Below are 13,748 nucleotides of genomic sequence, written 5' to 3' on the forward strand. Positions count from 1 at the left end.
GCTTAGTCCTACCAGCGCGGGCAGGTGTTTTCGAAGCTCGAATCGATGCTCTGCATGTATCCGGTGTCGTCACGGTCGCGGATACCGCAGTCGAGGTACTGCTGATGCAGCGCGGCGAGCGCGTCCTCGTCGATCTCGACGCCGAGGCCGGGCCCGGTGGGAACTGCCACCGCGCCGTCGACGAAGTTCAACACCCCGGGTACGACGACGTCCTCGCTCTTCCACGGCCAGTGTGTGTCGCAGGCGTAGGTCAGGTTGGGCGTCGCCGCGGCGAGGTGAACCATGGCGGCCAGGCTGATGCCGAGATGGCTGTTCGAGTGCATCGACAGACCCAGCTCGAAGGTGTCGCAGATGCCGGCGAGCAACCTCGATCGTTGCAGCCCGCCCCAGTAGTGATGGTCGGACAACACCACCTGCACCGAGTCCTTCACCACCGCGGGCTTCAGATGATCGAAGGCGACGACGCACATGTTGGTCGCGAGAGGCATCTTCGCCTCGCGCGCGACCTCGGCCATCCCGTCGAGTCCCGGTGTCGGGTCCTCGAGATACTCGACGATGCCGTCGAGCTCGGCGGCGACACGGATGGACGTGTCGACCGTCCACGCCGCGTTGGGGTCCAGCCGGAGCGGTAGCTCCGGGAATGCCTCCCGGAGCGCCTTGATCCCGGCTATCTCCTCGTCGGGTGGAAAGACGCCGCCCTTGACCTTGATGGCCTCGAAGCCGTACTCGTCGATCATCTTTCGGGCCTGGCGTACCAGGCCGGCCGGGTCGACGGCCTCGCCCCACTCGTCCGGTCGGCCACCGGGATGTGCTGCCCATTTGTAGAACAGATACGCGCTGAACGGAACGGAGTCCCGAACCTTGCCCCCGAGCAGGTCCGACACCGGCCGCCCCAACACCTTGCCCTGCACGTCCAGGCACGCGATCTCGAACGGCGAGAAGACGCGGTCGGTGGTACTGGCCGTGGTGATCATTCCCGCGACGCCGTCTCCGCCGGTGATGGACAGCGTCCCGAGTACCGTATCGACGGCATCTCGAATCTCGTTGAGTGCGAACACGTCCAGGCCGGTGATGGCCTGAGCCGCCGCGTCGAGACGAGCCAGATGCGCAGTGTCGGCGTAGGTCTCACCCAGTCCGACGACGCCGGCATCGGTGTCCAGCTGAATGATCGCGCGCAGTGCGTAAGGCTGATGCACCCCGACTGTGTTGAGCAACGGAGGGTCCACGAAGGCGATCGGAGTGATCCGAGCGCCGGTGATCAGAACCGGATCCTGCATCAGCGCACCGCGAGCTCGTTCGCCAGCACGGCCCGGCCGGCGGCGACGATCGCGGTCAGTTCCTCGAGGTGCGGCGCACTGATGTCCACCAGCGGCGGGCGCACCGGTCCGGCCTCGATACCCTCCATAGTCACGCCTGCCTTGATGAGAGCGACGGCGTATCCGGGAACCTTGTCGCGTAGACGCACCAGTGGGTGGAAGAACTCGCGAAGCAGTGCGGCAGTGAGCTTCTCGTTGCCGCTGTCCAGAGACCGGTAGAACGCCAGCGCCAGCTCGGGAGCGAATGCGAACGTGGCCGAGGAATACAGAGTGACACCGATGGCCCGGTACGCCTGTTGTGAGACCTCGGCGGTGGGCAGACCGTTGAAGAACTGGAAGGGCTTGCCCGACGGCTCGAGTGCATCCAGGACTGCGCGGACGATCCGGCCGACCTGATCGAGATCGCCTGTGCCGTCCTTGAACCCGACGACGGTGGGCAGCTGCGCTACCTCGACGGCCGAGTCCTCGGTGAAACGGGCATTGCCGCGGTTGTAGACGATCAACGGCAGATCGGACGCGGCGGCCACGGCCTTGGTGTAGTTGACCAGACCGGCCTGCGGCATCGTCACCAGGTACGGAGGTAGCAGCAGGATGCCGTCGGCTCCGTTGGTCTTCGCGCTCGCCGCGAACGCCTTTGCCTGCGCCACGGATCCGCCTGCGCCTGCGTACACCGGCACACGGCCCGCCACGACGTCGACTGCAGTGCGCACGATCTTGCCGAATTCCTCGCCTTCGAGGGCATGGAATTCGCCGGTGCCGCAGGCGATGAACACCCCACCTGGTCCGGCATCGACGCCCTTCGCGATGTGCGCGGCCAGCAGGTCGTAATCGACCTCACCGGCGGCGGTGAACGGGGTGACGGGGAAGAACAGGACTCCGTCGAGCATGGTGGTCTCCTCGAGAACTTGGTGGGGTGAGTCAGTCTTGGGTGAGCTGGCCGTCGATGCGGCGAAAGATTCCCTCTGGGTTGCCGTCGGCAATTGCATTGGGCAGCAATGATTTCGGAACGTCCTGGTAAGAAACGGGACGCAGGAAGCGCTCGATGGCGAGAGATCCGACCGAAGTGGTGCGGGAATTGGAGGTGGCAGGGAAAGGGCCGCCGTGGACCATTGCGTGGCCCACCTCGACTCCGGTCGGCCATCCGTCGAACAGGATGCGGCCGGCCTTGAGTTCGAGAACCGAGAGGAGCTTGCCTGCCTCGGTGTGATCTTTCTCGTCGGCGTGAATCGTGGCGGTGAGCTGACCTTCGAGTAGCGCGGCGACGTCGCGAACCTGCTGCGCGTCGGTGCACCGAACGATGAGGCTCGACGCCCCGAACACCTCGGCCTGCGCGTCCTCGGAGGTCAGGAACGTATCGGCGTCGGTCTCGAACAGCGCTGCGCGGCAGGCGTTCGGAGCATCGGAGTCGGATCCTCGCGCGACCACGGTGACTGCATCGGACAGCGTGGCGACGCCGTCCGCGTAGCTGGAGGCGATGTTCGGGGTCAGCATCGTGGTGGGGGCGGATTCCTCTACCGCCGCCGTCGCTGCCTCGGTGAAGGACTGCAGTCCAGGGCTGTCCACGGCAATGACGAGACCGGGGTTGGTGCAGAACTGGCCCGAGCCCATCGTCAGTGATGCGACGAAGGCGCGGCCGAGCTCGGCTCCGCGGGTGGCGAGAGCGCCGTCCATGACGAACACCGGGTTGATGGAACTCATCTCGGCGTACACCGGGATCGGCTCACGACGACCGGCCGCGGCGGCAACGAGAGCAGTTCCACCCGAGCGTGATCCGGTGAAGCCGACTGCCTTGATGCGAGGGTCGGTCACCAGAGCGGTGCCGAGTCCACGGCCGGAGCCGAACAGCAGAGAGAATGTGCCCGAGGGCATTCCGGTGGAAGACACCGCATCGGCGATCGCTCGACCGACCAGTTCGGACGTTCCCGGATGGGCATCGTGGGCCTTGACGACCACCGGGCATCCGGCTGCGAGAGCGGAGGCGGTGTCGCCGCCGGCGACGGAGAAGGCGAGCGGGAAGTTGCTGGCTCCGAACACTGCAACCGGGCCCAACGGAATCTGCCGCTGGCGGATGTCGGCGCGGGGGAGTGGCGTGCGATCGGGCTGGGCCGGATCGATACGGGCACCGTTCCAACTGCCCTCGCGCAGAACGGAAGCGAACAGGCGGAGTTGTCCGGTGGTGCGGCCGACCTCGCCGGTGATGCGGGCCAACGGAAGTCCGGACTCGGCGACGGCGCGCTCGATCAGCGTGTCGCCGAGAGCCGCGATGTTGTCGGCGATGGTCTCGAGGAACTGAGCGCGTGTCTCCGAGGACGTGGCCCGGTAATCGGCGAACGCCTCGGCCGCTGCGGCACAGGCTTTTTCGACGTCGGCATTGTCGCCGTGTCCGTAGGCAGGGTCGAGGTTCGCGCCGGTGCTGGGGTCGATTCCGTGAATCTGCGTACCGCCACCGAAGACCGGGACGCCGGCGATGATCATCCGGCCGGTGAGGTGGGTGGACTGTGTCGTCGACGCTGTCATGGGGTGACTCCTAAGGCTGTGGTGCGGTACGTACGCTGACGCCGAGGCGTGACCTGGCTCATAGCTCACCACGGTAGAAGGCCGATCGATACATGTCCAAGTCTAAAAATGTCGCATTTGATTCAGTCTCGGTATCGATCTCACTGCCAGGACCGATGCGCTCTCGGTGTCGTTACCGATGCCACTACTGCATCGGTCGATGCGCAGATGGTCTTGGACAGGAATCGATCGACAGCCCTACTGTCGTCTGTGAGCCGAGTCACCAGAAGTATGTGAGAAAGGTCGGGCATGAACGTCCACACCAGCACACCCGTCGTCGCCGAGATGCGTGTCATTCCGATCGCGGGTCACGACGACATGCTGCTGAACCTCAGCGGAGCCCACGCCCCGTACTTCACCCGCAATCTGGTGGTGCTCACCGATTCGGACGGGCGCATCGGCGTCGGTGAAGTGCCGGGAGGAGAGGCGATTCGGCAGACTCTCGAGGATGCGCGGGTACTCGTCGAGGGCCAGGGCATCGGTCGGTACAACGCTGTGCTGGCCGACATGCGCCGCACGTTCGCGGATCGTGATGCCGGAGGCCGCGGAGCGCAGACCTTCGATCTGCGGATCGCGATTCACGCTGTGACCGCAGTGGAATCGGCATTGTTGGATCTGCTCGGCCAGCATCTCGGCGTCAGTGTTGCAGCACTGTTGGGTGACGGACAGCAGCGCGAGAAGGTTCAGGCTCTGGGCTACCTCTTCTTCGTCGCCGATCGGACCAAGACCGACCTCGCGTACCGCAGTGCAGCCGACGAGGCCGACGGAGCAGACGACTGGATGCGCATCAGGCACGAGGAGGCCATGGATCCCGAGTCGATCGTGCGCCTCGCCGAGGCGGCGCAGGCACGCTACGGCTTCCAGGACTTCAAGCTCAAGGGGGGTGCGCTGCCCGCCGCCGAGGAGGCCGCCGCGGTACGTGCTCTGGCCGAGCGATTCCCCGAGGCTCGAATCACGTTGGATCCCAACGGTGGTTGGTTGCTGAAGGACGCGATCGAGACGTGTCGTGGCCTGCGGGATGTCCTGGCATACGCCGAAGACCCCGTCGGACCGGAGGGCGGATTCTCCGGCCGAGAAGTCATGACCGAGTTCAAGCGTGCCACCGGGTTGCAGACCGCGACCAACATGATCGCCACCGACTGGCGCGAGATGGGCCACACCATCCGATCCGGTGCGGTGGACATCCCACTCGCCGACCCGCACTTCTGGACGATGGCCGGTTCGGTACGCGTCGCGCAGCTGTGCGATGCGTGGGGTCTGACGTGGGGTTCGCACTCCAACAACCACTTCGACGTCTCGCTGGCGATGTTCACCCACGTGGCCGCGGCCGCTCCAGGGACGATCACGGCCATCGACACGCACTGGATCTGGCAGGACGGACAGCGAGTGACCAGGGAGCCGTTCACGATCGAGGATGGCTACCTCACCGTGCCCGACAAGCCGGGTCTGGGTGTCGAACTCGACTTCGAGCAGATCGACGCGGCGCACGAGTTGTACCAGAAGGAAGGTCTCGGTTCCCGCGACGACGCCATCGGTATGCAGTATCTGATCGAGGGCTGGACGTTCGACAGCAAGCGGCCGGCCCTGGTCCGCTGATGAAGATCGTCGTCGGTGATCGAAATGTGCTGCCCCATCGGGAGCAGTTCGAGGCGGGCCTGCCCGCCGATGCCGAGGTGATCTGGTGCGTGCCGTTCGACGGGAGCCGGGTCATCGACGAACTTGCCGATGCGGACGTCTACGTCGGTGGCAAGTTCAGCGCGGCCATGGGTGCCGCAGCGCCGAAGCTACGCATGGTGCACGTTGCCGGTGCCGGAACGGACAACGTCGATCGCTCCGGATTGGGCCCCGATGTGCAGGTGTGCAACACCTTTCACCACGAACAGTCGATTGCCGAGTACGTGGTGGCAGCAACGGTAATGCTGCGCCGACAGTTTCTGCTACAGGATCGGGCACTGCGCGAGGGGCGGTTCGCGACCGCCGTCTACGACCCGAGCATCCCGCAACCGTTGTCGCTGAGCGGTGCCCGCATCGGCTTCGTCGGCTTCGGACACATCGGCAGGCGAACCTGGCAGCTGTTTCAGGCCTACGGGGCGACCGGTGCTGCGGTCACCGGAAGCGGGCGAGCTCCGGATGAGGGACTCCAATGGGTCTCGGACGCCGCGGATTTGACGAGGCTCGCCGATTTCGCGGATGTTCTCGTGGTCTCCGCACCGCTGAACGAGCACACGCGCGGGATGATCGGTGCCGAAGAGCTGAGCAGACTCGGTCGCGACGGGGTACTCGTCAATGTCGGTCGTGGACCCTTGGTACAGGAGCAGCCACTGTTCGACGCGTTGTCGTCCCGCAAGATAGCCGCTGCCGCAATCGATGTCTGGTACCAGTATCCCGGGCCGGACGGCATGGGAGAACCGAGTGTGTTGCCGTTCCGCGATCTCGACAATGTGCTGATGACGCCCCACTCGTCGGGCGTCACGCATCATACGTTCGTGGGACGTGTCGCGGATATCGCGTCGAACATCGATGCTCTGGCGGCATCGATCGATCGATAATTGGTGTTGGACCCACATCGAGCGTCGAAATAGTCTGTGAGACAGAGTAAATCGACGATCCCAGGAGCCCGTGATGACCATCGCCACAGAAAAACCGACAAGCGGCCTCACTGCCCCCGATGCGGCAATCATGGCACTGGCTCCCGGCGTCGCAAGTATCGATCGCATCGCCGAAGTCACGCTGTCCTCGATCGTGTTACCGCTGAAGAATCCGATCAGTGACGCCAAGGTGCTCACCGGCAGGCAGAAGGCGATGACCGAGGTGGTGTTCCTGTTCGCCGAGATTCGTACCGAACAGGGGCATGCGGGAATCGGTTTCGGATACTCCAAGCGCGCCGGCGGGCCCGCCCAGTTTGCGCACGCCCAGGAGATCGCCCCAGTTCTCATCGGCGAGGACCCGAACGACATCGGCAAGATCTGGACCAAGCTCGTGTGGGCCGGAGCGTCGGTGGGCCGGAGCGGTGTTGCGACGCAGGCGATTGCCGCGATCGACATCGCGCTGTGGGATCTCAAAGCCAAGCGGGCGGAGTTGCCGCTGGCCAAACTGATCGGCTCGGCGCGCGATTCGGTGCAGACGTACAACACCTCGGGTGGTTTTCTGCACACTCCCATCGAGGAGGTCATGGAGAACGCCGCCATCTCCCTGGCCAACGGCATCGGCGGTATCAAACTGAAAGTGGGCCAACCGGATTGGCGTAACGATATCGCCCGCGTCACCGCGGTCCGTGAATTCCTCGGTGACGATGTCCCGCTGATGGTGGACGCCAATCAGCAGTGGGACCGCCCGACGGCGCAGCGCATGGGCCGAATCCTGGAGCAATTCGACCTCGTGTGGATAGAGGAACCCCTCGACGCGTACGACGCCGAGGGGCATGCCCAGCTGGCTCGTAGCCTGGATACCTCGATCGCAACGGGAGAGATGCTGGCGAGCGTCGGCGAGCACGTCCGCCTCATCGAGGCCGGCTCGGTCGACATTCTGCAACCCGACGCTCCCCGCATCGGCGGGATCACGCAATTCCTGAAGTTGGCCACGCTGGCAGAGCACCACAATCTGCAACTCGCCCCGCACTTCGCCATGGAGATCCATCTGCACCTCGCGGCGGTGTATCCACTGCAGACGTGGGTGGAGCACTTCGACTGGCTCGCCCCGCTGTTCGACGAGCATCTCGAGACCCGAGACGGGCGTATGCATCTGTCTGCACGCCCGGGACTGGGCTTCACGTTGAGCGAGCAGGGTCGGGCCTGGACAGTGGCGAGGGTGGTGGTGCGCTAGCTGGTACCAGCCCCGGTCACATGGGAATGATGCGGCGCATGAGCGATCTGGCGGCGGCGACGACGAGCTGCCGATTGTGCGTGTGCACGAACTCGAATCGTCGATCCGCGTCGGCGCAGTCCGTGTCGCCCAGATCGCGGGCGATGAGCGCCGAGAAATAGTGCTGACCGACCGCGGTGATCGTCCACTCTCGAGTGAACTCCTCCGTGGGATCGAGATCTGCTCCGCGCACACCCGGCGCAGGTGCCCCTCCCAAGCCGACGCCGACGGCCGCGACGAATGCGTGCTTGGTGGCCAGCAAGGCGTACTGCTCGGCGACAGGCGGGCTGAACCATCGGGAATGCTGGAAGGTGGACATGAGGGCCAGCGAATCGTTGGTATCGCGGGCGTAGTCCTCGATCTGGCGGGAGATGGCGCGGATGAAGGCTTTGGTTCCGATCGACGGAGCCACGAGCTCGAAGAGATCCGATGGCAGGTTCGGGACCAGACCGGAGTTCGAAACGGGTTCGCTCAGAATGGACAGCGCACCCGGTGCCGTCCGCACCGACTCGGGCAGCGGACCGGGCTTTCCGAACAGCCAGCCCTGGCCCAGTACCGCCCCGAGTGAGTGAGCGCGGGCGAGGTGTTCGTCGTTTTCGATGCCCTCTGCCAGAACAGTCGCTCCGGTCGCCTCGGAATGCGCTCGTACCGCGGCGATCACGCGCGCCTGCGCTCGATTCGGATCTTGCTGGACCAACGAACGGTCGAGCTTGATGATGTCCGGTGCGACGAACTCGAGCATGGTCACCGTGTCCGGATGCACGCTGATGTCGTCGAGAGCAATACGGCATCCTGCCCGCCGACCGTCGGCAACCACGGCCAACAACACTGCGGGATCGGCCAGCAGTGACCTCTCTGTCAGCTCGAGCACCACGGAGAATCGGCCCTCGGCCGATGCGAACACGCGCTTGGCGGCGTCGGTCGGTCCGGTTGCGGTGTGGGGTTCCACGTTGACGAACAAACACAGTTCCTGTGCCATCCCTGCAGCGAGTGCTGCGTCGACCGCGCTTGTGCGACAAGCCCAATCGAGATCATCCACCACACCCAGATCTGCGGCCGTCGAAAACACGGAATCCAGGTCCAATTGGGGCCACTCGGGCCACCGCGCCAGAGCCTCGTACCCGAGGACGGTTCCGGTGCCGAGTTCGACCACGGGTTGGAATACCGGTCGGACAGCGCTCACATCGGCGAGGGCAGAGGAAATCGCCTCGTGCGAGGAACGCTCGCGCACAGCGTCGTCCGGCATGAAGGTGTCTTTCTTCGCGATCGAACAATAGATTTTCAGCTCGTTTTCGACGTTACCCGCCCTGTGCGAGTTCGGCCCGGGGACGTGCAGATCACCACTGGGTGGGTCTCGTACCGTAGGCACTGCGCGGTTGGATGCCGCCTGGGGCACATGGGAGTGCAGCTTGCGGAACGACCCGCGGGCTTTGCCACACCACTGCGCGAGGTGCACAGTACTGTTTCTCGGGTGACAGACGCTCACCAGGCATCGCGATGGGCCGCGATCTTCAGGCCGACGCCGGTCCGGGTCATGGCCACAGGCTTCGCGCTCGCCATTGCGATAGGTGCGGGCGTGCTGTCGCTGCCTGCGGCCACCGTTCCCGGCAGCGAGACCGGGTTCCTGCAGTCGTTGTTCACGTCGACCTCCGCCGTCAGTCTGACGGGTCTGATCGTGGTGGACACCCCGGTGTACTGGTCGGGTTTCGGGCAGGGCGTGATTCTCGGCCTGATCCAGATCGGTGGGTTCGGGATCATGACGATCGCGTCCCTCGTCGGGCTGGTCCTGGCCGATCGAATAGGTCTGCGCGGCAGGCTCAATGCGGCTGCGGAGGTTCGTACGTCGGGTCTGGGCGATGTCCGAAGCGTCGTGGTCGGGGTGTTCCGTACCAGTCTGATTATCGAGAGCGTCGTTGCGCTCGCCCTCGCGGCGCGGTTCTTTCTCGGATACGACGAGCCTCTCGGGCGCGCACTCTGGCTGGGGACCTTTCATGCGGTCTCCGCGTTCAACAACGCCGGCTTCGCCCTGTTCAGCGACAACATGATCGGGTTCGCCACCGATCCGTGGATCTGCATTCCACTGTTGATCGCGGTCGTGTTGGGCGGCATCGGATTTCCGGTTCTCTTCGAGATCGCCCGCCACCTCCGCGCACGTGCCGGCGGCGTTCGAGCACGCAAGAGATGGTCACTGCACACTCGGCTGACCTTGACCGTCACCGGCGTTCTTCTGGTGCTCGGGCCGACGGTGGTGATGTTGTTCGAGTGGTCGAGAACGCTGGGTGGATTCGGCTTCTGGGACAAGATGCTCGTCGCGACGTTCCAGGGCGTCATGCCTCGAACCGCAGGATTCAACAGTGTCGACTACGCCGATGTCGACAACGCGACCCTGTTGGTCACCGATGTCCTGATGTTCATCGGCGGCGGCAGCGGCGGCACGGCGGGTGGCATCAAAGTCACCACCTTCGCGCTCCTTCTATTCGTCATCCTGGCCGAGATCCGCGGAGACCGGGAAGTGACGGTGTTCGATCGTCGGATCGACGCGCGCGTGCAGCGTCAGGCGTTGACGGTGGCACTGATCGGTGTCGCGTTGGTCATGCTCCCGGTCGTCGCGTTGTTGGCAGGCACGGACTTCGACCTCGACGTCCTCCTGTTCGAGGTCGTCTCCGCGTTCGCGACGGTAGGCCTGTCCACCGGAATCACCGCACAGTTGCCCGGGTGGGGGCAGGTGATCCTGATCGTTCTGATGTACCTGGGACGCATCGGCTCCATCACTCTGGTCAGCGCCCTTGCCGCCCGCGACCGCGGTCGGCGTTACACGCTCCCCACGGAAAGGCCGTTCATTGGCTAGGAAACCATCCTCCGACGTCGTCGTCGTTCTCGGGCTCGGCCGCTTCGGCAAGTCGCTGGCACTGGAACTGATGGGCCAGGGAGTCGAGGTGCTCGGCATCGACAGCGACGAGGCCGTAGTACAACGCGTGGCAGACCGTCTGACGCATGCTGTGGTGGCCGATACCACCGACGAGGAGTCTCTTCGGCAATTGTCGGTGCACGAGTACGACCGTGCCGTCGTGGGCATCGGGTCCAATCTCGAAGCCAGCCTGCTCACCGCATCGGCTCTGGTGAATCTGTCGATGTCGACGATCTGGGCGAAGGCTCTGAGCAACGCGCACGCCAAGATTCTCACCCAGATCGGCGTGCACCATGTGGTGCGGCCCGAGCACGACATGGGCAAGCGCGTCGCCCACCTGGTGCGCGGTCGGATGATGGACTACATCGAATTCGACGACGGTTTCGCCATGATCAAGACTTCTCCGCCCGCCTCCATCATCGGAAAGAAGTTGGGCGAAAGCGGGATACGCACCAAGCATCGTGTCACCGTCGTCGCGGTCAAGCGTCAGGGCGAAGGATTCACCTACGCCACGGCCGACACGGTGATCGGCGCGGGCGATACCGTCATCGTCTCCGGTCAGGTTCGAGACGCCGAACGATTCAGTGAGTCGACCTGAGCGATTCCAGCGTCGCGCGTGCTCCCTGCTCCTGCAGAGACGACAGTTGTTTCGTGTACTCGGCGACGAACCGCTCGTTGTCGATCAGATCCCCGAACACCGCGCGGTTGGCAATGAACGCCGTCGGATTCTCGCGCTGACTCTGCGCGATCGGCACCAGTGAATCCTTCAACTGATCGACGATCTCGATGGGCTCGCCGGACTCGTCGACGGCCTCGGCGTAGCGAGCCCAACTGGCCACCACTGCAGTGGAGCGGGTGATGTCACCGCCGGTCTCGAGATTCTTGCGGATGACAGGCAAGAGCCACTTGGGAATTCGGTCCGAGGACTCGGCACACAGGCGGGCGACGGTATCGCGAATCTCGGGGTTGGAGAACCGCTCGATCAACGTCCGCTTGTAGTCGGTCAGATCGATGCCGGGGACCGGCTGCAGCGTCGGGGTTGCTTCCTCGTCCATGTAGGCGAGCAGGAAGTCCGCGAACAGCGAATCCTGGCACACCTCGTGGACGAGGCGATAGCCACTGAGATAGCCGAAGTACGCGAGCGCCTGGTGGCTGGCATTGAGCAACCGCAGCTTCATCAGCTCGTAGGGCGTGACATCCTCGACCACCTGCACGCCCACCTCTTCCAGCGGCGGACGGCCGAGGGTGAAGTTGTCCTCGAGGACCCACTGTGTGAACGGCTCGCCCGCGACGGGCCATTGGTCGTCGATGGCGTATCGAAGCGAAAGCTGTTCGGTCACTTCCGGTGTCGTGACCGGCGTGATGCGATCGACCATCGAATTGGGGAATGCGCCTTCGGCTTGGATCCAGTCGGCCAATGCCGGGTCCTTCAGGCGCGCGAACGTCGTGAACGTCGACTGCGCCATATGACCGTTGCCCTCGATGTTGTCGCAGGACATGATGGTGAACGGGGTCATGCCGCGCTCCTTGCGCCGAGCCAACGCCTCGATGACCAGTCCGAATGTCGTTGCGGGAACTGCGCCGTCGGCGAGGTCGGCGACGATGGCCGGATTGTCCGCGTCGAACTCGCCCGTCGTCGCGGAGAAGTTGTAGCCACCCTCGGTGATGGTGAGCGAGACGATCTTCGTCGTGTCGGCGGCCATCTTCTCGATCACGGCCTCGGCGTCGTCCGGTGCGAACAGGTACTCGACGATGGAACCGATGACGCGGGTGTCCCACGTGCCGTCGGAATGCTTGAGCGCCAACGTGTACAGGCAGTCCTGTGCCTGCATGACGTCGTTCATTCGACGGTCACCGGGCAGCACCCCCACACCGCAGATTCCCCAGTCCAGCGCCTGCCCCTGCTGCATCAGACGGTCGATGTACATCGCCTGGTGGGCACGATGGAAGCCGCCGACACCGAAATGCACGATGCCCGCCGTCACCTCGGATCGGTCGTACGTCGGAACTGCGACGTCCTCGATGAAGTCGGCGAGGTTCTGCGAGTTCAACTTCATGCGTTCGTCTCCTTCGAAAGTCCTGGGATCACTACGGCTTTGATGCTTCCGGGTTGCCTGTCGGCGTTCAATGCATCCTCGACGCCCTCTAGTCCGAAGCGCGCCGTCACCATCGCGTCGAGATCCACCATGCCCGACGCCACCAGCGCGCGTGCGATCGGCCATGTGTTGGCGTATCGAAAGACGCCGGTGAGCAGCAATTCTCGGTTCTGGATCCGCGAGATCGGCAGCGGGTAGTCCGATCCGCCCATGCCGACGAGGACGACCGTTCCTGCAGGACGTACCGCGTGGATGCCGTCGATCACGGCTCGGGCCGCACCGGATGCGTCGATGAAGGCGTCGACCGTCAGGGAGCGCACGTCCTCGGCCGTGGGGTCGAGGACGCGAGTCGCGCCGAACTTCGCCGCGTTGGCGCGGCGGGACGCGTCGATGTCGGTGACGATCACTTCGGTGGCTCCGAATGCGCGCGCGACCTGAGCGGTGACGAGCCCGACGGGGCCCGCTCCTGCGATGAGCACACTCGATCCCGCGGAGATACGTGCCTTCTGGGCCGATGCGATTCCGACCGACAGCGGCTCGAAGAGGGCTGCGGCCTCGTCGGAGATGTCGTCGGGGACGTCGTGGGCGAAGGTCGATTGGATCAGTACGTACTCCGCGAGCGCTCCGTCGATGGGCGGCGTCGCGAAGAACTCCATGGCCGGGCACAGGTTGTAGCGGCCGGCGCGAGACTGAGCGCTGGTGGGATCGGGGCGCTGCGGCTCGATGGACACTCGCTGTCCGATGCGGGTGTCGGAGACGTCGGTGCCCACGGCCACGATGACGCCCGCTGCCTCGTGTCCGAGTACGAGGGGACCGTCGACCACGTAGTCGCCGATGTGTCCCTCGCGGTAGTAGTGCGCGTCGGAACCGCACACCCCGACTGCTGTGACCTGCACTAGGACCTCGTCGTGCGCGGGCGTGGGGACGGGCCGTTCTTCGAGTCGTATCTCCTGCACTCCGGTCAGGACGCTGGCCTGCATGGACTGTGGCACGGGTCGCTGGTGGCGAGGG

The 13,748-nt window shown here is 64.7% G+C and carries 11 protein-coding genes; 5 read left to right on the top strand and 6 right to left on the bottom strand.

The genetic code is table 11. From position 1 onward, the window contains the following. Nucleotides 1–8: 8 nt before the first annotated feature. From CH271_RS24070 to CH271_RS24080, 3 genes are read right to left on the bottom strand one after another with little or no spacing between them, the layout of a single operon-like run. Nucleotides 9–1,277 (bottom strand): glucarate dehydratase family protein, encoded by a 1,269-nt coding sequence (locus CH271_RS24070; protein ID WP_094635203.1) that lies wholly within the window; start codon nucleotides 1,275–1,277, stop codon nucleotides 9–11. Beyond that, nucleotides 1,277–2,203, bottom strand: coding sequence for a 5-dehydro-4-deoxyglucarate dehydratase (locus CH271_RS24075; protein WP_037196036.1), 927 nt, complete (start codon nucleotides 2,201–2,203; stop codon nucleotides 1,277–1,279). The genes CH271_RS24070 and CH271_RS24075 overlap by 1 nt, the downstream gene beginning before the upstream one ends. Nucleotides 2,204–2,234: 31 nt before the next feature. Next, nucleotides 2,235–3,833, bottom strand: a complete 1,599-nt coding sequence (locus CH271_RS24080) for an aldehyde dehydrogenase (NADP(+)) (protein WP_037196034.1) — start codon at nucleotides 3,831–3,833, stop codon at nucleotides 2,235–2,237. Nucleotides 3,834–4,121: 288 nt separating this feature from the next. On the opposite strand from CH271_RS24080, the gene CH271_RS24085 reads away from it, so the two are divergent. The 3 genes from CH271_RS24085 (at nucleotide 4,122) to CH271_RS24095 (ending at nucleotide 7,694) form a co-directional block, all read left to right on the top strand. After that, nucleotides 4,122–5,468 (top strand): enolase C-terminal domain-like protein, encoded by a 1,347-nt coding sequence (locus CH271_RS24085; protein ID WP_094635204.1) that lies wholly within the window; start codon nucleotides 4,122–4,124, stop codon nucleotides 5,466–5,468. After that, on the top strand, nucleotides 5,468–6,421 hold the full coding sequence (locus CH271_RS24090) for a 2-hydroxyacid dehydrogenase (RefSeq protein ID WP_094635205.1): 954 nt from the start codon (nucleotides 5,468–5,470) through the stop codon (nucleotides 6,419–6,421). Before CH271_RS24085 ends, CH271_RS24090 begins: the two co-directional genes overlap by 1 nt. Nucleotides 6,422–6,551: 130 nt before the next feature. Then, nucleotides 6,552–7,694 (top strand): L-talarate/galactarate dehydratase, encoded by a 1,143-nt coding sequence (locus tag CH271_RS24095; RefSeq protein ID WP_256986550.1) that lies wholly within the window; start codon nucleotides 6,552–6,554, stop codon nucleotides 7,692–7,694. Between the two features lie 16 nt (nucleotides 7,695–7,710). Here the strand turns inward: CH271_RS24095 and CH271_RS24100 are convergent, their stop codons facing one another. After that, nucleotides 7,711–8,979: a sensor domain-containing phosphodiesterase gene (locus tag CH271_RS24100; RefSeq protein WP_094635207.1), complete on the bottom strand. Its 1,269-nt coding sequence runs from the start codon at nucleotides 8,977–8,979 to the stop codon at nucleotides 7,711–7,713. Nucleotides 8,980–9,267: 288 nt separating this feature from the next. On the opposite strand from CH271_RS24100, the gene CH271_RS24105 reads away from it, so the two are divergent. Further along, nucleotides 9,268–10,581 (top strand): TrkH family potassium uptake protein, encoded by a 1,314-nt coding sequence (locus CH271_RS24105; RefSeq protein ID WP_094635208.1) that lies wholly within the window; start codon nucleotides 9,268–9,270, stop codon nucleotides 10,579–10,581. Further along, nucleotides 10,574–11,239, top strand: a complete 666-nt coding sequence (locus CH271_RS24110; RefSeq protein ID WP_037196024.1) for a potassium channel family protein — start codon at nucleotides 10,574–10,576, stop codon at nucleotides 11,237–11,239. The genes CH271_RS24105 and CH271_RS24110 overlap by 8 nt, the downstream gene beginning before the upstream one ends. Here CH271_RS24110 and CH271_RS24115 read toward each other — a convergent pair. Both CH271_RS24115 and CH271_RS24120 read right to left on the bottom strand, forming a co-directional pair. After that, nucleotides 11,223–12,698, bottom strand: coding sequence for a mannitol dehydrogenase family protein (locus tag CH271_RS24115; RefSeq protein WP_094635209.1), 1,476 nt, complete (start codon nucleotides 12,696–12,698; stop codon nucleotides 11,223–11,225). The genes CH271_RS24110 and CH271_RS24115 overlap by 17 nt on opposite strands. Beyond that, nucleotides 12,695–13,717, bottom strand: a complete 1,023-nt coding sequence (locus tag CH271_RS24120) for an NAD(P)-dependent alcohol dehydrogenase (RefSeq protein WP_094635210.1) — start codon at nucleotides 13,715–13,717, stop codon at nucleotides 12,695–12,697. The genes CH271_RS24115 and CH271_RS24120 overlap by 4 nt, the downstream gene beginning before the upstream one ends. Nucleotides 13,718–13,748: the final 31 nt, after the last annotated feature.

Source organism: Rhodococcus sp. 05-340-2, from assembly GCF_002258915.1.
GTDB lineage: Bacteria > Actinomycetota > Actinomycetes > Mycobacteriales > Mycobacteriaceae > Rhodococcoides.